This window comes from Flavobacterium algoris, assembly GCF_048158525.1.
GTDB classification, from domain to species: Bacteria; Bacteroidota; Bacteroidia; order Flavobacteriales; family Flavobacteriaceae; genus Flavobacterium; species Flavobacterium algoris.
In genome coordinates, this window is the sequence record NZ_JBLNKT010000007.1 from 126,200 (window position 1) to 149,296 (window position 23,097).

The 23,097-nt window shown below is 34.3% G+C and carries 21 protein-coding genes and 1 pseudogene; 12 read left to right on the top strand and 10 right to left on the bottom strand.

Translation table 11 applies throughout. From position 1 onward, the window contains the following. Positions 1 to 25 precede the first annotated feature (25 nt). The 4 genes from mnmG (at position 26) to ACM55I_RS05925 (ending at position 6,321) form a co-directional block, all read left to right on the top strand. Positions 26 to 1,897 (top strand): tRNA uridine-5-carboxymethylaminomethyl(34) synthesis enzyme MnmG, encoded by a 1,872-nt coding sequence (mnmG, locus tag ACM55I_RS05910; RefSeq protein ID WP_416845832.1) that lies wholly within the window; start codon positions 26 to 28, stop codon positions 1,895 to 1,897. A 164-nt stretch (positions 1,898 to 2,061) separates the two neighbouring features. Further along, positions 2,062 to 2,910, top strand: a complete 849-nt coding sequence (locus ACM55I_RS05915; protein WP_416845833.1) for a class I SAM-dependent methyltransferase — start codon at positions 2,062 to 2,064, stop codon at positions 2,908 to 2,910. Between the two features lie 244 nt (positions 2,911 to 3,154). Then, positions 3,155 to 3,757, top strand: coding sequence for an OmpH/Skp family outer membrane protein (locus tag ACM55I_RS05920; RefSeq protein ID WP_416845834.1), 603 nt, complete (start codon positions 3,155 to 3,157; stop codon positions 3,755 to 3,757). A 293-nt stretch (positions 3,758 to 4,050) separates the two neighbouring features. Then, positions 4,051 to 6,321 carry a helix-turn-helix domain-containing protein gene (locus tag ACM55I_RS05925; RefSeq protein WP_416845835.1) on the top strand — a complete coding sequence of 757 codons (2,271 nt, stop codon included), beginning with the start codon at positions 4,051 to 4,053 and terminating at the stop codon, positions 6,319 to 6,321. Between the two features lie 43 nt (positions 6,322 to 6,364). Here ACM55I_RS05925 and ACM55I_RS05930 read toward each other — a convergent pair whose 3' ends face one another. Next, on the bottom strand, positions 6,365 to 7,312 hold the full coding sequence (locus ACM55I_RS05930; protein WP_416845836.1) for an HU domain-containing protein: 948 nt from the start codon (positions 7,310 to 7,312) through the stop codon (positions 6,365 to 6,367). A 195-nt stretch (positions 7,313 to 7,507) separates the two neighbouring features. Between ACM55I_RS05930 and dprA the strand changes: the two genes are divergently transcribed. After that, a complete protein-coding gene (gene dprA / locus ACM55I_RS05935; RefSeq protein WP_416845837.1) occupies positions 7,508 to 8,608 on the top strand; it encodes a DNA-processing protein DprA in 1,101 nt (366 codons plus the stop codon). A gap of 229 nt (positions 8,609 to 8,837) precedes the next feature. Here dprA and trpS read toward each other — a convergent pair whose 3' ends face one another. Next, complete coding sequence (gene trpS, locus ACM55I_RS05940) at positions 8,838 to 9,815, bottom strand: tryptophan--tRNA ligase (RefSeq protein ID WP_416845838.1); 978 nt, start codon at positions 9,813 to 9,815, stop codon at positions 8,838 to 8,840. 135 nt (positions 9,816 to 9,950) lie between these two features. On the opposite strand from trpS, the gene ACM55I_RS05945 reads away from it, so the two are divergent. Further along, positions 9,951 to 10,706 (top strand): lysophospholipid acyltransferase family protein, encoded by a 756-nt coding sequence (locus tag ACM55I_RS05945; protein ID WP_416845839.1) that lies wholly within the window; start codon positions 9,951 to 9,953, stop codon positions 10,704 to 10,706. On the opposite strand, the gene ACM55I_RS05950 is transcribed toward ACM55I_RS05945, so the two are convergent. The 7 genes from ACM55I_RS05950 to ACM55I_RS05980 all read right to left on the bottom strand — a co-directional run bounded on the left by ACM55I_RS05950 (position 10,690) and on the right by ACM55I_RS05980 (position 16,537). Next, positions 10,690 to 12,129: a hypothetical protein gene (locus tag ACM55I_RS05950; protein WP_416845840.1), complete on the bottom strand. Its 1,440-nt coding sequence runs from the start codon at positions 12,127 to 12,129 to the stop codon at positions 10,690 to 10,692. The two genes, ACM55I_RS05945 and ACM55I_RS05950, sit on opposite strands and share 17 nt — an antisense overlap. Further along, a complete protein-coding gene (locus ACM55I_RS05955) occupies positions 12,126 to 12,668 on the bottom strand; it encodes an RNA polymerase sigma factor (protein ID WP_416845841.1) in 543 nt (180 codons plus the stop codon). The genes ACM55I_RS05950 and ACM55I_RS05955 overlap by 4 nt, the downstream gene beginning before the upstream one ends. 17 nt (positions 12,669 to 12,685) lie before the next feature. Further along, complete coding sequence (locus tag ACM55I_RS05960; protein ID WP_416845842.1) at positions 12,686 to 13,099, bottom strand: hypothetical protein; 414 nt, start codon at positions 13,097 to 13,099, stop codon at positions 12,686 to 12,688. Positions 13,100 to 13,233: 134 nt separating this feature from the next. Next, positions 13,234 to 14,241, bottom strand: coding sequence for a recombinase RecA (recA, locus tag ACM55I_RS05965; RefSeq protein WP_091203513.1), 1,008 nt, complete (start codon positions 14,239 to 14,241; stop codon positions 13,234 to 13,236). Positions 14,242 to 14,445: 204 nt separating this feature from the next. After that, on the bottom strand, positions 14,446 to 14,955 hold the full coding sequence (locus ACM55I_RS05970) for an acyl-CoA thioesterase (protein WP_039108330.1): 510 nt from the start codon (positions 14,953 to 14,955) through the stop codon (positions 14,446 to 14,448). A gap of 45 nt (positions 14,956 to 15,000) precedes the next feature. Next, complete coding sequence (locus tag ACM55I_RS05975; protein WP_416845843.1) at positions 15,001 to 15,384, bottom strand: DoxX family membrane protein; 384 nt, start codon at positions 15,382 to 15,384, stop codon at positions 15,001 to 15,003. A 4-nt stretch (positions 15,385 to 15,388) separates the two neighbouring features. Next, positions 15,389 to 16,537, bottom strand: a complete 1,149-nt coding sequence (locus tag ACM55I_RS05980) for a DNA polymerase III subunit (RefSeq protein WP_416845844.1) — start codon at positions 16,535 to 16,537, stop codon at positions 15,389 to 15,391. Positions 16,538 to 16,932: 395 nt separating this feature from the next. On the opposite strand from ACM55I_RS05980, the pseudogene ACM55I_RS05985 reads away from it, so the two are divergent. The 4 genes and pseudogenes from ACM55I_RS05985 to ACM55I_RS06000 form a co-directional block, all read left to right on the top strand. Beyond that, a pseudogene (locus ACM55I_RS05985) lies at positions 16,933 to 17,085 on the top strand (LytTR family transcriptional regulator DNA-binding domain-containing protein); the annotation flags it as partial. A 143-nt stretch (positions 17,086 to 17,228) separates the two neighbouring features. Beyond that, positions 17,229 to 17,951, top strand: a complete 723-nt coding sequence (locus ACM55I_RS05990; RefSeq protein ID WP_416845845.1) for a dioxygenase family protein — start codon at positions 17,229 to 17,231, stop codon at positions 17,949 to 17,951. Between the two features lie 91 nt (positions 17,952 to 18,042). Further along, the gene (locus ACM55I_RS05995; RefSeq protein WP_416845846.1) at positions 18,043 to 18,210 is read left to right on the top strand and encodes a cupin domain-containing protein; all 168 of its coding nucleotides are present in this window, start codon (positions 18,043 to 18,045) and stop codon (positions 18,208 to 18,210) included. Positions 18,211 to 18,216: 6 nt separating this feature from the next. Continuing rightward, positions 18,217 to 18,681, top strand: coding sequence for a pirin family protein (locus ACM55I_RS06000; protein ID WP_416845847.1), 465 nt, complete (start codon positions 18,217 to 18,219; stop codon positions 18,679 to 18,681). Positions 18,682 to 18,731: 50 nt separating this feature from the next. Here the strand turns inward: ACM55I_RS06000 and ACM55I_RS06005 are convergent, their stop codons facing one another. Then, a complete protein-coding gene (locus tag ACM55I_RS06005; RefSeq protein WP_416845848.1) occupies positions 18,732 to 19,502 on the bottom strand; it encodes a bestrophin-like domain in 771 nt (256 codons plus the stop codon). A 233-nt stretch (positions 19,503 to 19,735) separates the two neighbouring features. Here ACM55I_RS06005 and ACM55I_RS06010 point away from each other — a divergent pair, with 233 nt between their 5' ends. Together ACM55I_RS06010 and ACM55I_RS06015 are read left to right on the top strand one after the other, a co-directional pair. After that, positions 19,736 to 20,923 carry a phosphoglycerate kinase gene (locus tag ACM55I_RS06010; RefSeq protein WP_416845849.1) on the top strand — a complete coding sequence of 396 codons (1,188 nt, stop codon included), beginning with the start codon at positions 19,736 to 19,738 and terminating at the stop codon, positions 20,921 to 20,923. Positions 20,924 to 21,230: 307 nt separating this feature from the next. Next, positions 21,231 to 23,084: a LysM peptidoglycan-binding domain-containing protein gene (locus ACM55I_RS06015; protein ID WP_416845850.1), complete on the top strand. Its 1,854-nt coding sequence runs from the start codon at positions 21,231 to 21,233 to the stop codon at positions 23,082 to 23,084. Positions 23,085 to 23,097 lie beyond the last annotated feature (13 nt).

Here is a 23,097-nt window from a genome sequence, read left to right on the forward strand (position 1 = left end):
CTGAAGGGTTAAATTATACGAAAAGATGTTTCTAGATGAATATGATGTGATAGTTGTTGGTGCGGGACATGCCGGTTCAGAGGCTGCTGCCGCTGCCGCAAATTTGGGTTCAAAAACTTTATTGGTGACAATGAGTTTGCAGAACATTGCTCAGATGTCTTGCAACCCGGCGATGGGCGGAATTGCCAAAGGGCAAATTGTGCGTGAGATTGATGCATTGGGTGGGTACTCCGGTATTGTTTCAGACCGAACTGCGATTCAGTTCAAGATGCTGAACAAATCCAAAGGTCCTGCAATGTGGTCTCCACGTGTTCAAAGTGACCGCATGCGTTTTGCTGAGGAATGGAGAATGATGCTGGAAGGAACTCCTAATCTTGATTTTTATCAGGAGATGGTGAAAGGATTGATTATTGAAAACGGAAAAATAAAAGGAATCCGCACTTCGTTAGGAGTAGAGATTCGATCTAAATCGGTTGTGTTGACCAATGGAACTTTCCTAAATGGTTTGATTCATATTGGTGAAAAACAATTTGGTGGAGGAAGAGCAGGCGAGAGTGCAGCGTATGGAATTACCGAAGATTTAGTGAATGCAGGTTTTCAAGCAGGCAGAATGAAGACGGGAACGCCTCCACGAGTGGATGGACGTTCTTTGGATTATTCTAAAATGAATGAAGAAAAAGGAGATGCTAAGCCGGATAAATTTTCGTACTCGGATATAACTTCACCGTTGGTTCATCAAAAGTCTTGTCACATGACCTATACATCTCTTGATGTTCACGATATTTTGAGAGAAGGTTTTGATCGTTCACCAATGTTTAACGGTAGAATAAAAAGTCTTGGACCAAGATATTGTCCGTCAATAGAAGATAAAATTAATCGTTTCGCGGATAAAGAAAGACATCAATTATTTGTTGAGCCAGAAGGGTGGAATACCTGTGAGGTTTATGTAAATGGTTTTTCAACTTCGCTTCCTGAGGATATTCAATTCAAAGCGTTGCGTTCTGTAGTAGGATTTGAAAAAGTGAAATTCTTTCGTCCAGGTTATGCAATCGAATACGATTATTTCCCGCCGACACAATTAAAACATACTTTGGAAACAAAGCTTGTTGAAGGATTGTATTTTGCAGGACAAATAAACGGAACAACCGGATATGAAGAAGCAGCTTCTCAAGGATTAATGGCTGGAATAAATGCGCATTTAAAAGTACATGAAAAAGCGCCTTTAATTTTAAAAAGAGATGAAGCGTATATCGGAGTTTTAATTGATGACTTAATTACCAAAGGAACCGAAGAGCCATACAGAATGTTTACTTCTCGTGCGGAATATAGAACGTTGCTTCGTCAGGATAATGCTGATTTTAGATTAACACCTATGTCGCATGAAATTGGTTTGGCTTCTGAAGCACGTTTGCGCAGAATGGAACACAAACTAAATGAATCTGAAAAAATGGTAGCTTTCTTTAAAGAAACGAGTGTTTCGGTTGCAGAAGCAAATCCTATTTTGGAATCAAAAGATACGGCTTTGATTACACAAGGCGATAAGATGTTTAAGGTTCTTTCGCGTCCGCAAATTGATTTGGAAGATATCATGAAATTTGAAAAGGTTGCTGCTTATGTTGCAGCCAACGATTTGGATCAGGAAATTTTAGAACAAGCCGAAATTCAAGTGAAGTATTCTGGTTATATCGAAAAAGAAAGAAACAACGCAGATAAATTGACGCGCTTGGAAGATGTGAAAATTCCTGAGAATTTTGATTACGATAAAATCAAATCAATGTCGATTGAAGCAAAGCAAAAATTAAGCAAGATTCGTCCTGTAACCATTTCTCAAGCATCAAGGATCAGCGGCGTTTCACCAAGCGATGTTTCGGTGTTGTTGATTTATATGGGACGGTAAGTTTGATTTCTGATTTTAGATTAACGAATTTTGATTTAAATCTGCAATCAAAATTCGTTAATCTAAAATCAGAAATCAATACGTTCCACGTGAAACAAAATCAAATTTACATTATATAAAGGGATTCAGCTGCAAACTGCGACTGAAAACTGAAAACTAACACTATGGATATTTCAAACAAAAAGCATTTTTTAACCGTTAAAGATTATTCTGTTTCTCAAGAAACATTCGATTTATATCATGACGAAGCGTTGGATATGTTAATCACACATCCGCAACCCAGTTTAGAAAATTTAGGAAAGTATTACGAAAGTGTGGATTACATTTCCCATACAGACAGTAAGCGATCCTTGTTTGAAAAAGCCTATCATTTTGTAAAAAGCATTGCGCTGAAAAACAAACTGAATTTAATTAATTCGTTGCAGCCTGATAAAGGAAGCATTTTAGACATTGGCGCAGGAACAGGAGATTTTTTATCGGTGGCCAAAGAAAACGGTTGGCATACCATAGGAGTGGAACCAAGTGATAAAGCTAAAGTGATTGCAAAACAGAAAGGTGTTTCCTTTGTTAATGAAACAAGCGAATTAGAAAGTCATTCTTTTGACGTTATTTCGATGTGGCATGTTCTGGAACATGTTCCAGATTTAGACGAGCAATTAAAAGAATTAAAACGATTATTAAAACCACACGGAACTTTAATAATTGCGGTTCCAAACTTCAAATCATTTGACGCAAAACATTACGGAAAATTTTGGGCGGCTTATGATGTGCCGATTCATTTTTGGCATTTTTCTAAAAAGGCAATAAAAATGCTTTTCGAAAAAGAAGAAATGAAATTAGTAAAAGTACTTCCTATGAAATTTGACTCTTTTTATGTGAGCTTGCTTTCCGAAAAATACAAAACTGGTAAAATGAATTTCATCAAAGCCTTTTTTATCGGATTACAATCCAATTGGGAGGCGAAGAGCGATTTTGAGTATTCTTCGCACATTTACATCCTAAAAAACAACTAAAAAACATTTTAAGCGCATTTAAACGACGTTTTTTAGGCAAATTGAAGTCTTTGTCGGATTTTTAAACTAATTCGTTTATTTAAAAGATATGAAGTCTATTTTTAATAGTCATAAATTATACGTTTATCAATTATAATAATCAAATCTTATATCATAAATATTTTGCAATTTTCAAACTTTATGTCAATGCTATCTATTTTTTTATATTTTTGTCACCAATACTTAAAACTAGAAATTTACCAAAATGAAATCGATTCACGAATTCCAAAAAAGAAATATTAAAAATATGTGTACAAAAGCATTAGTAATTATCGCACTTTCAATTTCACTTGTATCTTGTAACAAACCAGCAGCAGAAGTTAAGGAAGTAAAAACAGCTTACGTAGATACTTCAGTGTTGATGAAAGAATATACAGAAGCCAAAGATCTAGAAGCAAAATATAAAGCTAAATCAGACGAGAAAGGAAGACAGCTAGAAGCTGAAATTAATCGTTTCAAACAAGAAGCAGCAGGTTTTCAAGCACAAGCACAGGCTAACGGTCAAGCTTGGGCACAACAAAAAGGAGCTGAATTGCAAAAAAGAGAGCAACAATTAGGTGCTGCACAACAACAATTAGCACAAGAGTTGCAACAAGAAAGCGGTAAAGAAATGGATTCGTTGGTTAGTGGTGTAAAAAAATTCATAAAAATCTATGGTAAAGAAAAAGGATACTCTTACATCTACGGAACCGGCGACGCAGCTTCCATCTTGTATGCTGAAGACAAATATGATATCACAAAAGCAATCATTAAAGAATTGAACGACAAATACAAATCTGCAACTCCAAAAGAAGAAGCTAAAAAATAATTTTTATATTAATTCAAATGAATGCCTTCGTCTAAAATTTAGATTGGAGGCATTTTTTTTGAAGCAATTTCCCGCTATTCGCTATAATCTCTCGTTTAGAAAGCGTTTTTTCTTACCCATAAAAGGAGCTTCCTGCGGTCGCTCTTTTCCGGCTAGAAAAAATCACTTTCTAAATCTCGAGGATTTTCGCTGCTATCGGGGCTAAAAAATAGTGGATCACGATATAAATTGTCTTCCAAAAATTAAAATATGAATCCTATTTTCAATACTTTAGCTTTATATATACACGCCTAATGCAAACAATTTCTGAAGCCGCCGCCTACACCTTACGATTCATCAATCAAACCCATCGATCCGTTTTCCTTACCGGAAAAGCAGGAACTGGAAAAACTACCCTTTTACGCGAAATTATCCAAACTACGCACAAGAATACCGTTGTTGTTGCACCTACGGGAATTGCGGCCTTAAATGCGGGCGGTGTAACGATACATTCCATGTTTCAGTTGCCGTTTGGAGGATTTATTCCGGATAATTCATCGCCTCAATTTTCTGAAAGTACCAAATTTGAAACCAAAGCTACTTTGCGCAGGCATTTCAAAATGAGCGGTTTGAAGAAATCCGTGATTCGCAATATGGAGTTGTTGGTAATTGATGAAGTCAGTATGCTTCGCGCTGATTTACTGGACGCCATGGATTATATGATGCAAACCGTCCGTAAAAAAAGTACCCCTTTTGGGGGCGTTCAAGTATTGTTTATTGGGGACTTATTACAATTGCCTCCTGTAATTCGGGATGAAGAATGGAGAACGTTAAAAACATATTACAAAGGAAAATTCTTTTTCCATTCGCACGTCGTACAGCAAAATCCACCGTTATACATTGAGCTATCCAAGATTTTTCGCCAGACTGATGATACCTTTATTGCTGTTTTAAACAACCTGCGAAACAACCAGATTTCTCAAGAAGATATACAAACTTTAAATCAATACGTAAAACCGGATTTTGATTTAAAAGCCAATAAAGGATATATTACTTTAACTACACACAACAATAAAGCGGATTCAATGAATTCGCAGGCTTTAGAAGATTTAGAGGGAAAGTTGGTGGTTTATAAACCGGAAATTGTGGGAGACTTTCCAGAGAAAATATTCCCTGTTGAAGAACAATTAAAGTTAAAAGTAGGGGCACAAATCATGTTTGTCAAAAACGATTTGTCTTTTGATAAAAACTATTTCAACGGAAAAATGGGGATTGTCAAATCGCTTTCGAGCCATGAAATCTTAGTTTATTTTCCAGAAGAAAACAAAACCATAGAAGTCGAAAAATACGAATGGCAAAACATTCGCTACAAAGTAGACGAAATGACCAAAGAAATTGAAGAAGAGGTTTTAGGAACTTTTGTTCATTATCCAATAAAATTAGCTTGGGCGATAACGGTTCACAAAAGTCAGGGATTAACATTTGACAAAGCCGCGCTTGATGTTTCGCAAGTTTTTCTTCCAGGACAAGCATATGTGGCATTATCACGTTTGCGCTCGTTAGAAGGGCTTATTTTGCTTTCTCCGTTGCGAATGAATGGAATTTCTAATGACCAGGACGTGATGGATTATTCACTCAACAAAGCTTCGGATTCATTTTTAGAAAATGCACTGCACTTTGAAACCAAAAATTTCATCCACAATTATTTGATTAACAGCTTCGATTGGGCCGATTTGGCTCAGGAATGGCGGAATCATAGATTCAGCTATTCGGAAAAATCAGAAAATTCAGAGAAATCCAAACATGCGGTGTGGGCCAAAAAGCAAACGGAAGTCATCGAACAACTTTTGGATCCATCCAAAAAATTCATATCCCAATTGAATAAGCTTTTCAGCCAAGAAACTGCCGATTTAAACCATATTTCGGAAAGAATTCAAGCAGCATTTGGTTATTTTCTGGAGCCAATGGATGATTTGGTTTTTGAAATCCTTTGGAAACTGGAAGAAGTAAAACGCATCAAGAAAGTAAAAGCCTTTTATGATGAATTAATCGTTTTGGAAGAATTACAGTCTAAAGCTGTTTTGCGATTAATGAAAGCCAAATTATTGATTGAAACCGTTGTTGCTGGTGAAACTATTTCGAAAGAGAAATTGACTTCGTCAGAAATTAAAAATTACATCAGCCGAAAAACGGAAGCGATCCAGAATCAATTTAAGAAATTAAATATCACTTTGATTGATGATGATAACGATGTGGAGCGTTATACTTCAAAAAAGAAATCAGATAAAAAAGAACCTAAGAAATCTACGGTGCAGGAAACCTATGAATTGTGGCTGGAGAAGAATTCGGTTGCAGAAATCGCTTCGATCAGAAAACTGACGATACAAACCATCGACGGGCATTTAGTACGGCTTATTCAAGCCGGAACCATTGCCATTACGGATGTTTTACCCGAAGATAAGCTACGGGAACTTGGAGAAGTTTTTAGAGGCTACAAAGAGGAATCTTTGAATAATTTGAAAGAACAAGTAGGCGAGAAGTTTACTTGGGACGAATTAAAAATGTTTAAAGCAAGTTTGAATTAAAAGCTAAAAAAAACCTATTCGATTTGAATAGGTTTTTTACATTTTATAAGGATTCAATTAATATCCAAGCTTCTGGATTATGTTTTTTCTGAATCTCAGATTGTGCTTTTTGCGCTTCTGCAAAAGTAGAATAGCTTCCGTAAAGTACAGGAAACAATCCATGTTTATTAGGAGCAATGCGACGGGCTTTGTATCCTAAATGAATTAATTGATTAAAGGTCTTAGTTGCATTTTTTTCTTCTCTATAAACACCAGCCATAATGTGATACGGCATTTTTGCTTCCTTAACGGTTGATTTAACTGATAATGTTACAGCTGGAACTGGACTTTTGATAAAGAAAGTAGCTTCTTGAATTTTATTTTGTACTTGTTTTTGAACAGCAGCTTCAACAAGCATTGTTTCTGAGGCGATTTGGTTTTGGTAAATGGAATAACCAACACTTCCTGTAAGACCTAATCCTAATACGAAAATCGCAGCATATTTTAAATAGGGACTTGCTGTTCTAGTTTCAGGAACCAATTGAATAGTTTCTTTTTCTTCAATTGCTAGTAATTGTTTTTCGAAGATTTCTCTTTTTACAAGAGGAGAAATAAAAGGAGCTAAACCAAAAGAACTTGCCAAATAATTGGTTTGGTCGTAAGGCGTGAAAACCAAATTATTATCGGCATTCAAACAAAAATCTCCTATGTTTTTTAAAGAAAAAATGTTGTTTTCTTCTAATGCTTTTTTCCAAGTAAAAACCTCATACTGAATGGCACTTACGGCATATTCATAAGATGTTTTTTCAGTTTGAGCAATATGATTTGCTAATAATCCATCATTATTCTTTAGATTCGCATTGAAAGAAATCATTTTTTTAGGAGGAGAAAATGTATTCGTGCTTTCATTCAACTGAGCCGACTGAGTTTCGGTCAAAAAAGCCCCGAATCCCGGAACGGTTACACATTGATATCGGTATAAAAGCTGCGCGATGTAGAGTTCGATTTTCATACTTACAAAGTTATACAACGAAAATAGTTATCAAAATTTTATTCACAATTTTTATTAACAATCCGCTTTCAATTTCAAATGGTTAATCGTTTATTTGTTAAATCGTTTAATCGGTAAAATATTTATTAGTTTAATCGTCTAGGGTACAATATGGTTAAACAAATAAACGATTAAACTAGCAAACAAATAAAGATTATGTTAGAACAAGATTTATTTTATTTATTGGCATTACAAAGAGTAGAAGGTGTGGGTGATATTATGGCCAAAAAACTGATTACGCATTGCGGAAGTGCCGAAGAAGTCTTTAATACAAAAACAGGGCAACTCGCCGCCATTGATGGCGTAGGTTCTATGTTACTGAAAAATTTAAAAGACAAATCAGTGTTCGAAAAAGCGAATCAAGAGCTTCAATACATAAAATCAAATGACATTAATGCCGTTTATTTTCAAGACGAAGAATATCCGGAACGTTTGAAACATTGTATCGACGGACCACTTTTATTATTTACCTCGGGGAATATCAATTTAAAAAACAAAAAAATAATCAGTATCGTAGGCACGCGTCAAATCACTTCTTATGGAATAGAATTCTGTAGAAAACTCATTGAGGATTTAGCACCGCTGGATCCCATAATCGTAAGTGGTTTTGCCTACGGTGTTGATATCGTGGCACATCAACTGGCAATGGAACATAATTTACAAACGATAGGAGTGGTGGCACATGGTTTGAATCAAATTTACCCTAAAACGCATAAAAAGTATGTAGCCAAAGTAGAACAAAACGGTGGTTTTATGACGGAGTTTTGGAGCTCCTCGAATCCGGATAAAGAAAATTTTGTGCGAAGAAACAGAATCGTTGCCGGCATGACCGAAGCGACTATTGTAATTGAGTCAGCCGATAGAGGTGGTTCGTTAATTACGGCCAATATGGCGAATGATTACAATCGTGATGTTTTTGCCGTTCCGGGACGTGTTACGGACAAATACAGCCAAGGTTGTAACAACCTGATAAAAACCCAAAAAGCAAATGTGCTCACCAGTGCTGCCGATTTAATTTATATCTTGAATTGGGACTTGGAGAAAAAAGTAAAACCAGTACAAAAACAATTGTTTGTAACTTTGGAAGAAGAGGAACAAAAAGTGTATGATTACCTTTTAAAAACCGGAAAAGAAGTAATGGATATTATTGCCTTGCGCTGTGATTTTCCTATTTATAAAATCTCAGGAATGCTCTTGAATATGGAACTGAAAGGGGTGATTCGGCCTTTGCCGGGAAAATTGTTTGAGGCGATTTAGTGAATATAAAAAACATAAAATAGAGACGCTTCCAGCGTGACAAATAGCAAGAAAAAAATTGTTGGAATAATATTGATGGGCAACAAACACACTCTACTTAGTTTGTCACGCTGGAAGCGTCTCAATGCACGAGAGAAAATTAATTGAGACGCTTCCAGCGTGACAAATTAAGTTGTGAATTACAAATATAATGCAATTGCAATAGGACTTTTTTTAATAAAAAATGATTTTATATTGCTTCAAACCCCAATTTTTCTCTCACTCTACTCAAAACACCATTGGCAACAACTGTCGCTTTTTCGGCTCCTTTTTTGAGTAAAGCGTCTACTTCAGGAAGATTGTTGATGTAGTAATTGTATTTTTCTCTTTCGGTTTTGAATGTTTCTGTTATCAATTCAAATAAGGCTTGTTTGGCGTGACCGTAACCGTAATTTCCACCCAAATAATTGGCAGTCATAGTCGCTAGTTGTTCTTCATTTGCTAATAAAGAATAAATAGCAAAAGCATTACATGTATCAGGATTCTTAGGTTCTTCAAGTGGCGTACTGTCCGTTTCAATACTCATGACTTGTTTACGCAACGCTTTATCGTCTAGGAAAATATTGATGATATTATTGGCAGATTTACTCATTTTCCCACCATTGGTTCCAGGAATAAGCATGCTGTCTTCTTGAATTTTGGCTTCAGGAAGTACAAAAGTTTCTCCCATTTGGTGGTTGAAACGCGACGCTACATCGCGTGTAATTTCAAGATGTTGCAATTGGTCTTTTCCTACGGGAACAAACTCGGCATCGTATAATAAAATATCGGCAGCCATCAACATTGGATAGGAAAACAAACCAGCATTTACATCTTCCAGTCTGTCTGCTTTATCTTTGAAAGAATGCGCTAATGTCAAGCGTTGAAAAGGGAAAAAACAACTCAAATACCAGGATAATTCTGCAGTTTGCGGCACATCAGATTGTCTGTAGAAAACTACTTTTTCTACATTCAAGCCACAAGCCAGCCAAGCGGCAGCAGTACTATACGTGTTTGCTCTTAAAGTTTCCCCGTTTTTTATTTGCGTTATGGAATGCAAGTCGGCGATGAAAAGAAAAGATTCGTTCTCAGGATTGTCAGATAATGCTATTGCGGGAATGATTGCTCCAAGTAAGTTGCCTAAATGTGGTGTTCCTGTGCTTTGAACACCAGTAAGTATTTTTGCCATTATGATTTTATTTACCGCAAAGGTTGCAAAGTTTTTCGCAAAGTTCGCAAGGTTTTTCTAGTTTTTATGTTATAAATAATTTTCAAATTTAATTCTTTTAATAATATTAACATATGATTCCTTATTTTTGATGTCATGAGAGGAATAAAAATTATTTTCTGGACGTTATGGCGTGTATGGTTTTATATTTTGATGGCCATTCCTATACTAGTAATGTTTCCTTTCTTAGTATTGTCTATTCTGACTGAAAGTGGTTATCCGTATTTTTTTAAGATGGCTCGTATTTGGGCAAAATGTATTCTTTTTGGAATGGGTTTTTATTATAAAATAGATAAAAATCAAGAACTGGAGTCGCATAAAAGCTATATGATTGTTGCTAATCATACCTCAATGGCTGATATTATGCTGATGCTTGCCACAATTAAAAACCCTTTTGTTTTTGTAGGCAAAAAAGAATTATCAAAAATTCCCTTATTTGGATTTTTCTACAAAAGAACCTGTATTTTGGTGGATAGAAGTTGTTCCAAAAGTAAAATGGAAGTTTTTAATCGGGCACAAAAAAGAATAAATCAAGGACTGAGTATTTGTATTTTCCCAGAAGGTGGCGTTCCGGATGATGAGTCGGTTCTATTGGATTCTTTTAAAGATGGTGCTTTTAGATTGGCAATTGATCATGAGATTCCGATTGTCCCTATTACTTTTGCAGACAATAAAAAAAGATTTTCTTATAAATTTTTTAGTGGGAGTCCCGGACTCATGCGGGTTAAAATACATTCACATGTGGAAACTTTAGGCAAAACCGGATTGGATAGAAAAGAAATTCGCGAAGAAGTACGAGAAATAATTTATGCCCAATTAATTGCTTTCAATTCCATTAAAAATTATAAATAATCCCCGAATACAGTCCAATAAAAACGGGTTTATAATCTCCAGAGTTTTTGGAATAGGTATTCAATTGATACTTAACCATAGGCTCAAAATTAATTTGAAATGATTTTACCAATTGGTATTTAAATCCCAATCCAACATTAGTACTAAAATGGATTTCGTTCAAATTTTTTGCTTCTCCTAATTTTACATTGGTATCAGAAGAAACTAACGATATTTTATTCTGATTTAGAAATAATGTGCTTATTCCGCCAATTACGTTAATGCCAAATCTCTTGTTTAAAACGGCATACGAAAGTTCCAACGGCACTTCGTAATAACCCATTTTTTGATTTAATGCGCCGGTATTAGTTTTTTGCAAGTCTTTTTCAAAAGTGATTAGCGTATTAAGGGCAGATTCGTTTTTAATTTCAATTAATTGGTTTGAACTATAATTGATATTTGCCAAATTATTGTTTGATAACCCCGATGAATAAACAACGTTATTGGTGTTGTATCCTAACGTAAGTTTATTAATACCTGTTCTTATGGCTATTTTTTTAGAAACAGCATAATTTACTCCAATACCAAAACTTAGGCTGTTATCGGCTGTTTTTTCGTTTTTTGAGAATTGAGGGTCAATAGGAGATCCACCTGAATTTGAATTCAGATACACCGCGGCAACATTGGGTATAATTTGCCATTTGTTTTTGTTACTAAGAACAACAGTTTGTTTTTCGGCTTGTTTCGTTTTTAGAATTTCCTCTAATTCGTTTGGCGATTCCGGAGTAATTGAGGGTTCTTTTTTAGATTCTATAGCAGCAATTTTAGTTTTCTCGTTTTCTTGGAGTGCCTTTTTTTCCAGCGTTTGATTTTGATTGTTCTCAAACGAATTTGGATTTTGCGCCTTATTTTTATCCGCAATTAATGGGCTGTAATTAATCAAGTCTTTACGAGTTGCTGTTTGTTTTAACGGTGAATTATTTTTTGAGAAATAAAGGTTAGTATTATTTTGATTTTTCTTTTTGTCAGCAATGGATTTTGATGGAGTAAAAGTTGTAATTTCTTTTTCATGGTTTCTAAAGGTTTTTGGGTTAGTTATTACTACTTGGTGACTGTTTTTTATTTCGAATGGGTTACTCTTTTTTTCAATTTTATTTGGAATGGATTCCTTCTGTTCTAATTTTTTATCCAAAATTTTCTGTTCTAAAACGATACTGTTTTTAGGTTCAGTATTTGTTTTGAAGATCATGTTCAAGGCAAATAAGCCTAAAATAAAGGCAGCGGCGATTCCTGAAAACTGCATCCAAAACGGAATTATTTTTCGCTCTTTTTCCTTTTTCTTTAAAGCGGCTTCTATGTTTATCCAAACTTGATCGTTTGGTTCTGCTTCAAAATCTTTGAATTTTTCTTGAAACAGTCGGTCTATGTTTTTTTTATCGTTCATTTTGCCAATGACTTTATTTCAATTCTTGTATATGCTTCTATTTTCTCTTTTAAAATCAACCGTGCTCTAGCAAGATTCGATTTTGTGGTTCCTGTAGCTATTTTAAGCATTTCTGCGACCTCTTTATGAGAATAACCATCGAGAACGTAGAGGCTGAATACTAATCTATATTGATCAGGTAATTCTTGAATGATTCGCATTAAATATTCAATCGGGATATTTTCATCGTCAATTTCAACTTCCTCTTCAGGAATATTTTCATTGATAACCTCCATGTATCGGACCCCTTTGTATTTTTGGAGCGCATTGTTTATCATTATTCTTTTGGCCCAGCCTTCAAAAGAGCCTTTGCCGCTAAACTGTTCTATTTTTTTGAAGATAATTAGAAACCCATCTTGTAAATTGTCTTGGGCATCAGCATAATTACTGGAATACTTCAAGCATACTCCAAAAAACTTTTTAGCAAACAATTGATACAATTGTTCTTGAGCTTTGGAGCAACTTTTTTTACAGTCATTAATTATTTGATCTAATCCCACAGAATTTATTCTAGTTGTTAGTTGACTACAGGAACTTCTACTTCTTCGAAAATCTCATTACCAGTGGCATCTTTTCCTTTATAGAACTTAAAAATGTACGAACCAGTATTGGTTACATAAAAATTAAAAGACGCTTCAGACGGAGCCGGGATTGATTGTGTACAAACTTGGCCATTCTTTACAGCAGCTTGAATGGCTATAGTTCGTGTATTTAGTTCTTTACTGTAATAAATACCTTGAAAAAAATGACATTCAGTAGGTTTTGTATATTTTAATTTTATTTCATAGGTATTTCCCAATGTAAATTTTTCAGGTAAGGTATAACTGTCTACAGGAAGTACTTCATAGGTATAAGTATCTTGATTGCCATTATCAAGAGAGCATCCTGTCAGGGTGGTAACGAACAGAATAAACAGAGCAAATTTTTTCATTTTTTTCATTTTTTAAATTTATACTATTCAGCTTCATCAAATGTGGTTGACGCTGTTTTTTAATAGATATAATTTTTTGAAAAAGGTTGCGTGTAAAATAAAAAAAAACCCGAATAAATTTCGGGTTTTGGTTTTTATGCTTCTGCTAATTCTTTTATTCTGGCTTTAATTTTTTCTTCTAATTCATCCGCTAATTCCGGATTGTCTTTTATTAAAGACTTAACAGCATCACGACCTTGCCCTAATTTAGTTTCACCATAACTGAACCAAGATCCCGCTTTTTTGATGATTTCAAATTCTACTGCAAGATCCAAAATTTCTCCTGTTTTTGAAATTCCTTCCCCATACATGATGTCAAATTCAGCGATTTTAAATGGCGGAGCGACTTTGTTTTTCACCACTTTTACTTTGGTTCTGTTTCCAAGTACATTATCACCATCTTTTATTTGAGTAGAACGACGAATATCTAAACGAATCGATGCGTAAAATTTCAATGCATTTCCTCCCGTTGTAGTTTCCGGATTACCGAACATTACCCCAATTTTCTCTCTTAACTGGTTAATAAAGAAAACAGTACAATTTGTTTTGCTGATGGTTCCTGTTAATTTACGCAATGCCTGAGACATCAAACGCGCATGAAGACCCATTTTAGAATCGCCCATTTCCCCTTCGATTTCACTTTTTGGAGTCAAAGCAGCAACGGAGTCAATTACAACAATGTCAATTGCTCCTGAACGAATCAAGTTTTCAGCAATTTCTAATGCTTGTTCCCCATTATCTGGTTGAGAAATGATTAGGTTTTCGATATCTACGCCTAATTTCTCTGCATAATTTCTATCGAAAGCATGTTCTGCATCAATAAAAGCAGCGATTCCACCCGCTTTTTGAGCCTCAGCAATGGCATGAAGCGTCAAAGTTGTTTTTCCAGATGATTCCGGACCGTATATTTCAATGATTCTTCCTCTTGGATATCCTCCAACCCCTAATGCTAAATCGATTCCTAAAGACCCGGAAGAAATAGTTTCTACTTCCTCAATGGCTTTATCCCCCATTTTCATTACGGTTCCTTTTCCGTATGTTTTGTCTAGTTTGTCAAGCGTAAGTTGTAGCGCTTTTAATTTGGATTCTTTCTCTGTACTCATCTTCTCTTTTACCTTTTCTTTCATCTATTTGTATTATTTTATAACTGTAAGAAACTGACAGAATGACTAATTATCCTGAAAATTTCGTTTATGTGAGAACATTTATTTTCGTAAAAATACTTCTTTTTTTGATGTAAATTTTCTCTTTCAAGAATATTTTCAAATCTAAATTGTAATAAAAAATAACAAGCTAATATAAGATTGTTACGCGAACAATGCCTTCAATTCAGTAGCATCATGAGGGTTCATTTTTCCTGCTAAAACTAAACTGAGCTGTTTGCGTCTTAGTGCTGCATCAAAACGTTGTTTTTCCAGTTCTGTTTCTGGAACTATTTGTGGTACTTCTACAGGTCTTCCGGTATCATCAACAGCTACAAAAGTATAAATGGCTTCATTGGCTTTGGTACGGTTTCCTGATTGTCTGTCTTCTACCCAAACGTCAATATATATTTCCATTGAACTTTTGAAAGCTCTGGAGACTTTGGCCTCCACATTTACAACACTTCCCAGCGGAATGGCTCTGTTAAACGCTACGTGATTTACGGATGCGGTAACGGTTATTCTTCGGGAATGTCTTCCGGCTGCAATACTGGCTGCGCGATCCATTCTGGCTAATAATTCACCACCAAAAAGATTATTCAAAGGATTAGTTTCGCTCGGTAAAACTAAATCGGTTAATATCGTCAGGGATTCTGAAGGATGTTTTGGAGTCATTTTTTTGTATAAAAGGTAAGTGTTTTTTTTAAAATAGTTGTGGTTTTAGTTTAACCAATAAACGGCCATTATAGCAGGAATAAAATAGATAACAATCGTTCTGGCACCATCATAATCTTTGGCTAATCGTTGTCCGAAAAGCAACATTAATAAAGTGATACAAGAGAAAACCGCTCCGTAAAACCCAAAGATTCTTCCATTGTTTATCAATAATTCGATGCAGCCAACAATGCATAAAATACCGGAAATTAATTCTAAAACTAAAATATTCAATAAAGCTAAAGGCACTTGATTTTTTAATGGGGTTTTAGCAAAATGACCTTTTAACCAGTCTACATTATCTTTCCAATAAAAGAGCTTGTCGTAACCGGATTGCAGAAAAGTAATTGCCAGAAAAATCAAAATTAAAATAGAAGTAATGTTGTTCATGTTTTTATTTTTTGTGAATTAAACGGGTTAGTTTTATAGATAAATCGGTTAAAATAATTTTTGCATTTCCGTTGCGTTCAATATGATACATCGCATCCGAAAGTTCTTTAAAAATATCATTTATATTGTTGCCATTTACAAAAGGGGCAAAATTCTCCAGTTTGAATTTCTCCACTTGTGGTTCCATGTAAACCAAACTTGCGGTTTGATAATTGAGCAACAATGCCTGACGGAACATATCGATGCAAAAGTGTAAAAATTTCTTTTGGGTTTCTCTTCCTAAACTGGCAATTTGTTCGCTCCATTGAATCAAATCCTGAATGGCAGCTGCATTTCCTTTGGCTCTAAAAGCCGCACGAACCCAATCAACAAACCATTTTTCGAAAAAAACAGATTCACTGTCCGGTTGCAATAATTGCAGTGCTTTGTTATAATTTCCCTGTGCTTGATGTGCTATTTTTATAGCCGTTTTAGATTCTATATTTTCTCTTGAAATTAAGGCTTCGGAAATAACTTTTTCGCTCAAACCATTAAAATGCAAAACTTGGCATCGGGAACGAATGGTTTGAATTATATCTTCTTCGTTTTCTGAAATGAGGATGAAAACCGTTTTGTCCGTTGGCTCTTCCAATAGTTTCAATAATTTATTGGAAGCGGCAATATTCAATTTATCGGCCATCCAAATAATCATTATTTTGTATCCGCCTTCGTAGGATTTTAAAGCGAGCGATTTCAAGATTTCCTGGGCATCGTCAACCCTTATTTCTCCTTGTTTATTTTTAACGCCTAACATTTGATACCAATCAAACAAACTTCCGTACGGATTTTGGTTTAAAAACTCCCGCCATTCTGTGATAAAATCAATGCTTTTTGGTTTCGTTTTTACATCTTCGGTACTTACGGTTGGATAGATAAAATGCAAATCCGGATGCGATGTTTTTTGGAATTTGATATTGCAAGCTTCGTTTGAACCTGAGTTTTCTGAGTTTTGATTGCTGCAGATAATGTATTGTGCATAAGCAATTGCCATAGGTAATGTACCACTTCCTTCTGGACCGACAAATAATTGTGCATGGGGAATTCTGCCCAAATTAGCACTTTTTGTCAAATGACTTTTAATGTGTTCTTGTCCTAAAATTTCTGAAAATTGCATGAAGCAAAGATAGAAGAAAATGGTTTAGTCTAAAATTTTAGGATGCAAAGTTTCACGTTAGGAAGTTTGCAAAATGATTCTTAAAAAGGGTTTGAATTTCATAATCAAATACGGCATTCGTTTAAGATAATTTGTAATTACCTCAATAATTAACGTTTTCACCGTAATAATTTGAATGCTACGGGTTAGAATCTTAAATTTGAATGGTTAATTTGATTTATGAAAAAAGATATTTCCTTTTATGTGTTGCATTTTTGTTTGTGCTTAGCATTTATGCTTTTGCCATATGCATTTACTTCGTCAGGAAGTGTTTTTAGTTTACCTAATTTAGCAAGTAATGGTCACGATAGAATCTATTTTCTGATCTATTTCCTGTTGCCCTTCAAAAGTTACCTGTTCCCGAATTTATAAGAGTACACCGTTCTTTTATTGTTCCTATTTCTAAAATTGAAAAGGTGCAAAACAAAATAATTTACATTAATCAGGAAGAGATTCCGATAAGTGCGAGTTATGAAAGTGCTTTTTTTGCTGCAATCCATAAAGAATAAGCTGTTGTGTTATTGTTGAAAATTACAAATTTAATCTAGTTTTTACTTGTTTACCGCATAAAATCTTTCGGTTACCTCATAAATTTCAGCACTTATTTACATTTAAATACTTTTGTCATTGTAATATTAAAAAGGTATTTGCTATGGAAAGAAAAGATTTTTTAAAAGGATTGGGATTAATAGGATTAGGATCCTTAGTCATTCCTATAATTAAGGCCTGTAACAGTGATGAGGCGAATTCTTCAACAGGTTCTACTTCTACATCAGGAAGTTGTACCGTGACTTCTTCAGAAACAGCGGGACCATTTCCTACCAAAACACCTGCTTCATTGGTAACGACTAACATTGTGAGTGATAGAACTGGAGTAGCATTTGCCATTAATGTTGCCATAAAAAACACCAATGCCAGTTGTGCTGCTTTGGCTGGTGCCATTGTAGATATTTGGCATTGTGATAAGGACGGTTATTATTCAGAATATGGAGGAACCGGAATGCAATCAGCCGATTTTACAACAGTTCATTTTTTGAGAGGAAGACAAACTACAAATACCGATGGAATAGTTCGTTATAAATCTATTTTTCCAGGATGGTATAGCGGTAGAGCAACGCACATTGATGTTCATGTGTATAATGCTTCGGGAACCTCATTGTTAGTTACTCAAATTGCATTTCCTGAAGGTTCAAGCAGTGCCGTTGTGTTAGTAAATGCATCCACAGCCAATGGATATTCTAAAGGAATGACGGGCTATACTTATAATGCCAGTGATAATGTGTTTTCAGATGGCGTTGCCAATGAATTATCAACAATTACCGGAAGTATTGCCGAAGGATTTGTCTTGGAACACACCATAAATGTTGCGGGTTAAGTTTTTTGAATTAGTAAATAAAAAACAATACCAAAACCTGTAAGATTTTAAAATTTTGCAGGTTTATAGTTTAATTGTAAAGGCTATTTTTATGATACAACAAAATCCTGCACAAATATTCAAATCTGAATCAAGAGGAAAGTTGGAATCAAATGGACAGAACTGTTTTTCTACTTTCAATTTTGGAAGTTATTTCGAAGAAAGTCGAAAACCATTCGGGATTTTACATTTTTTGAATGAAATTATAGTTGCGCCATAACATTCGATGAAAACGGTTTTAGAAGCTAATAATACGATGCTTATTTTGCCGCTGTTTGCCGGAGTAGATTACAAAGACAGTTTAGGAAATGAAAGTTTTATTGGAGTCGAGCAAATCCGAATTGTTTCTGCCAAAAAAGGAATGACTTTAGAGCTTACTAATTCTTATGAGGAAGAAAATGTCAGTTATTTACAAATAGGATTCAATGCCAAAAGTCAAGATTTCGAAAGTAATTTCAAACAGTTTCATTTTGGTTTAACCGATAAAAACCAATTAATTCCATTATTCGAAATTTCAAAGACATTGGGTTATATTGGTATGTATGACGCAAGAAAAGAGGGGGTTTATTCGCTTAAAAACAATTCGAACGGCGTTTTTGTTTTTGTAATTAATGGTGCTTTTGAAATTGAAAATCGATTGTTAGAATCAAAAGACGGATTAAGTCTGTCTGGGATTGACTCTTTAGAATAGGAAGCCTTATCCGAAAATGCGCTTCTTATCGTTTTAGAAATTCCAAATGCTTAAAAATTACTCTTTAATTCTTTCAATAAACTGATTTCATTTCCCAAATCAATTAAACCGCGTCTTGGTCGGTCTAAATCTAAAGTAACCAAAATCACGACACAAGAAAGAAAGCAAAACCCGACGATAAAATACTTGTCCATTACTTTTTTAGAACCGGAACTATAGCCAATGTAAAATGAAATAATAATCGAAAACACCAATAATAAATAAACGATGGATTCAGGAACAGCCGAATTATACACGGTATTAGTAGAAGATGCGGCATCAAACATATCATTTAAGGCTGGCAACATCATATTAGATTGAATAAAATAATCTTTGTTTTTTGCGTAAAAACTAGCTCGATTCCATAATTTTTTACTGTATTCCTCCGATTTTTTTAGCGATGAATTGATTTTATCATCATCTCTATTCGACTCGAAATAGTCGATTCTAGCGTTTAAATACGTTTGAAAATCAGCTTTATAAACCTTTTTCAAACTATCCGGATAAACATCCGAACGTAAAATTGCCGTTCCAATACTATTTGCTTCGTTTATTAGATTTGTTCTTCTGTTTTCATAACGAGAACCCGCCATTCCAAATGTAAAAGCCAATAACAAAGCCAATAATCCTAATAAAGAGGATAAAATTCCAAAATCATCAGAATCTTTTTTCGGTTTTTTGAATCCAATTGTGTACCCTATTCTTATCGCTATGAGCATGAAAAAAAATAAAAAAACCACAATATAACTGGCATCTAAATCAAACAAAAAAGAATGTTTCATAATTTTAAAAGTCAAAATGAAAGGAGCTATTTTTTTATAGCTAAATTACTTTTAAAAGTATAAAAAATAAAAGTAGGTTCCTTAAAATTAATTTCAAAAAATAAATAATTTGAGACAATTACAACGTTTTCGTTAGTGGATTTCCCTAATTTTCAAACTATTCTTATTTTTTAGTTCCTGAAAAGTTCTATATTTGTTATTCTTTCAAAAAAAACAAACTAAAAATATACTTAATGAAAACTTTAAACGATTTTAATTTTGCAACTAAGAAAGCAATAATACGTGTTGATTTTAATGTGCCTTTGGACGAAAATTTCAACGTAACAGATGCTACTCGTATCGAAGCGGCAAAACCTACAATTGATGCTATTCTTGCTCAAGGTGGAAGCGTAATTTTGATGTCACATTTAGGCAGACCATCAGGTGTTGAAGAAAAATATTCATTGAAACACATCTTGAAAACCACTTCAGAAGTGCTTGGAGTACCTGTTCAGTTTGTTTCAAATTGTATCGGTCAAGAGGCTAAAAACGCAGCTGAAAAATTACAACCGGGAGAAGTTTTATTATTGGAAAATTTACGTTTTCATAGCGAAGAAGAAGCTGGAGATGTTGCTTTTGCAAAAGAATTAGCGTCACTTGGTGATATTTATGTAAACGACGCTTTTGGAACAGCACACAGAGCACACGCTTCGACTACAATTATCGCTCAGTTTTTCCCAACGGAAAAATGCTTCGGATTATTATTGGCTAAAGAAATCGAAAGTTTAAATAAAGTTTTGAAAAATAGCGAAAAACCAGTAACAGCAGTTCTTGGTGGATCTAAAGTTTCTTCTAAAATTACGGTTATCGAGAATATTTTGGATAAGGTAGACCACATGATTATTGGTGGTGGAATGACATTTACTTTTGTGAAAGCATTAGGAGGTAAAATTGGAGATTCAATTTGTGAAGATGACAAACTAGAATTGGCATTGGAAATCTTGAGATTGGCTAAAGAAAAAGGAGTTCAAATTCACATTCCGGTTGATGTTGTTGCAGCAAATGATTTTTCAAATACTGCCGATACTCAAATTGTTGACGTAAAAGAAATTCCTGATGGATGGCAAGGACTTGATGCTGGACCAAAATCATTGGAAAACTTCAAAAAAGTAATTATGGATTCTAAAACTATTCTTTGGAATGGTCCATTAGGAGTTTTTGAAATGGAGAGTTTTGCTAACGGAACAATTGCTCTTGGTAATTTCATTGCTGAATCAACTGCAAACGGAGCTTTCTCACTTGTAGGTGGTGGAGATTCAGTAGCTGCTGTAAAACAATTTGGACTAGAAGACAAAATGAGTTATGTTTCAACTGGTGGAGGTGCTATGCTTGAAATGCTTGAAGGAAGAGTACTGCCAGGAATTGCAGCGATATTAGACTAATTGATTGATTCAAAATGGTTTGATTTTAACTGTAATCCAGATTAAGAAATAAAACCTAATTATAATAATAAGAAACCTTAGCGAAGAACTATTTGTCGCTAAGGTTTTTTTAGTTTTAAAATTTGATGAATTGTATTTTAAAAGAAGTTTTTACAATGGAATCAAGGAAAATTCTTCATAATTGAACGAAATGTTGCATTTTTAACAATATTTAAAGAAATTTTTAGTTTCAACCTCTTAAGTTTGTAAAAATTAGATTTGTAATCATTTGTAATCATTTGTAATATAGGTCATTGATCATAAAAATATGAATATAAAAAATACCACCCTATCGTTTTTTCTATTGCTGTCAGTAACTGTGTTTTCACAAGAACTTGTTGAAAATAAAAACATTGTAAAAATAGAACCCAAATTATCCTATTTAGATTCTATCAAGAAAACTTTCGTGAAAGATGACATGGCCACTTGTGTTGATAGCCTGTGGATGAAAGAATTGACCAATTTAGATTTATACAACAATATAACCGATGATATAAAAAACATTAATATTGACGAAAAAGTGGATTATGAATTGCCTACAGCACTTTTGAAAGAAAGACTGGCGGCGATGGATGCAAAATCACCTTTCAATATTGAATACAATCAAGGTCTGGAAAACATCATCAAATCATTTCTAAAATACAGGAAGAAATCTTTTGAACGATTGATGGGTATTTCCGAATATTACTTCCCACTTTTTGAAGAAGCGCTAGCCAAACAAAATGTTCCTTTGGAAATAAAATATTTAGCAGTGGTAGAATCCGCTTTAAACCCAAAAGCAGTTTCAAGAGTTGGTGCTACAGGACTTTGGCAGTTTATGTATCAAACAGGGAAACAATATGGTTTGAAAATCGATTCCTATATTGATGAACGGAGTGATGTATTGAAAGCTTCTGAATCTGCAGCACAATATATGTCTAATATGTACAAAATATTTGGCGATTGGGACTTGGTTTTAGCCTCTTATAATTCTGGACCGGGAAATGTTTCTAAAGCAATCAGACGTTCTGGTGGTCAACAAAATTATTGGAATATTAGAAAAAATCTTCCAAAAGAAACGCAAGGATATGTGCCTGCTTTTTTAGCAACAATGTATATTTATGAATACCACAAGGAGCACGGTATAAAACCGGACAGAGCAATAATTAAACATTTTGCTACGGATACAATCCTGATTAAAAAGCAAATGACATTCAAACAAATATCTGATTTGCTTGATGTTCCAATGGCACAATTGCAGTTATTAAATCCATCGTATAAGCTAAATGTGATTCCGTTTTATCATGATGAAAATCATTTCTTGAGATTGCCACAGGAAAAAATAGCTGTTTTTGTTTCAAATGAAGATCGAATTTATGCTTACGCTGACCACGAATTAAATCTTAGGGAAAAACCGTTTCAGGTTACAAAACCTATTTTTAAAAGAGATACAGTTAATTATGCTTTGCAACAAATAAAACTTCCTAAAACTTCCTATTACAAAGTACGACGTGGAGATAATCTGAGTGAAATTGCCGATAAATATGATATCGCCGTTTCTGATTTGAAGAAATGGAATAAACTCCGAAGCAATTCAGTTCCATATGGTAAAAGTTTAAAAATTATTACCGAACAAAGTATTGTAAGAACGGTTAAGAAAGAACCTAAAGTAGAGGAGGTTCCTATTGAAACTGTTTCGGAAAATCAAAGAGTAGCAACTTCTGAGGTTAAAGTTAACAAAGAAGAAGAATTAGCTTCTAATCCTGAACGAAAGGACATAGAATATGTCGTTCAAAAAGGTGATAATCTAGGGAATATCGCTAAGAAGTTTGGAGCAACTTTAACGCATTTACAACAATGGAATAATTTATCAGACCATAATATTGCTCTAGGAGCTACTTTGATTGTTGCCAAAAACGAAATTGCAATTACTATTGATAAAGCTTCGTTCAGTTCTTTCAAGAAAAAAAATATAGCTTCAGTTTCTAAAAAAGAGGCGGCGGAGTATTATGTAAAAAAAGGCGACTCTTTATTTAGTATTGCCAAAAAATATCCTGGAGTAACTATTTCAGATATTAAAAAATGGAACGATATTCGCGGTGAAGGTATTAAACCCGGAATGAAGTTAAAAATAAACGGATAATCCGACAAACTTC

Excerpts from the sequence above, each read along its gene's own strand:
- ACM55I_RS05995 (WP_416845846.1), top strand. The coding sequence starts at position 18,043 with ATGATACAACAAAATCCTGCACAAATATTCAAATCTGAATCAAGAGGA.
- trpS (WP_416845838.1), bottom strand. The coding sequence starts at position 9,815 with ATGGCAAAAATACTTACTGGTGTTCAAAGCACAGGAACACCACATTTA.
- ACM55I_RS05980 (WP_416845844.1), bottom strand. The coding sequence starts at position 16,537 with ATGCAATTTTCAGAAATTTTAGGACAAGAACACATTAAAAGTCATTTG.
- ACM55I_RS05950 (WP_416845840.1), bottom strand. The coding sequence starts at position 12,129 with ATGAACGATAAAAAAAACATAGACCGACTGTTTCAAGAAAAATTCAAA.
- recA (WP_091203513.1), bottom strand. The coding sequence starts at position 14,241 with ATGAGTACAGAGAAAGAATCCAAATTAAAAGCGCTACAACTTACGCTT.
- mnmG (WP_416845832.1), top strand. The coding sequence starts at position 26 with ATGTTTCTAGATGAATATGATGTGATAGTTGTTGGTGCGGGACATGCC.
- ACM55I_RS05930 (WP_416845836.1), bottom strand. The coding sequence starts at position 7,312 with ATGAAAATCGAACTCTACATCGCGCAGCTTTTATACCGATATCAATGT.
- dprA (WP_416845837.1), top strand. The coding sequence starts at position 7,508 with ATGTTAGAACAAGATTTATTTTATTTATTGGCATTACAAAGAGTAGAA.
- ACM55I_RS06010 (WP_416845849.1), top strand. The coding sequence starts at position 19,736 with ATGAAAACTTTAAACGATTTTAATTTTGCAACTAAGAAAGCAATAATA.
- ACM55I_RS06000 (WP_416845847.1), top strand. The coding sequence starts at position 18,217 with ATGAAAACGGTTTTAGAAGCTAATAATACGATGCTTATTTTGCCGCTG.
- ACM55I_RS05925 (WP_416845835.1), top strand. The coding sequence starts at position 4,051 with ATGCAAACAATTTCTGAAGCCGCCGCCTACACCTTACGATTCATCAAT.
- ACM55I_RS05970 (WP_039108330.1), bottom strand. The coding sequence starts at position 14,955 with ATGACTCCAAAACATCCTTCAGAATCCCTGACGATATTAACCGATTTA.
- ACM55I_RS06005 (WP_416845848.1), bottom strand. The coding sequence starts at position 19,502 with ATGAAACATTCTTTTTTGTTTGATTTAGATGCCAGTTATATTGTGGTT.
- ACM55I_RS05945 (WP_416845839.1), top strand. The coding sequence starts at position 9,951 with ATGAGAGGAATAAAAATTATTTTCTGGACGTTATGGCGTGTATGGTTT.
- ACM55I_RS05920 (WP_416845834.1), top strand. The coding sequence starts at position 3,155 with ATGAAATCGATTCACGAATTCCAAAAAAGAAATATTAAAAATATGTGT.
- ACM55I_RS05960 (WP_416845842.1), bottom strand. The coding sequence starts at position 13,099 with ATGAAAAAATTTGCTCTGTTTATTCTGTTCGTTACCACCCTGACAGGA.
- ACM55I_RS05990 (WP_416845845.1), top strand. The coding sequence starts at position 17,229 with ATGGAAAGAAAAGATTTTTTAAAAGGATTGGGATTAATAGGATTAGGA.
- ACM55I_RS05915 (WP_416845833.1), top strand. The coding sequence starts at position 2,062 with ATGGATATTTCAAACAAAAAGCATTTTTTAACCGTTAAAGATTATTCT.
- ACM55I_RS06015 (WP_416845850.1), top strand. The coding sequence starts at position 21,231 with ATGAATATAAAAAATACCACCCTATCGTTTTTTCTATTGCTGTCAGTA.
- ACM55I_RS05975 (WP_416845843.1), bottom strand. The coding sequence starts at position 15,384 with ATGAACAACATTACTTCTATTTTAATTTTGATTTTTCTGGCAATTACT.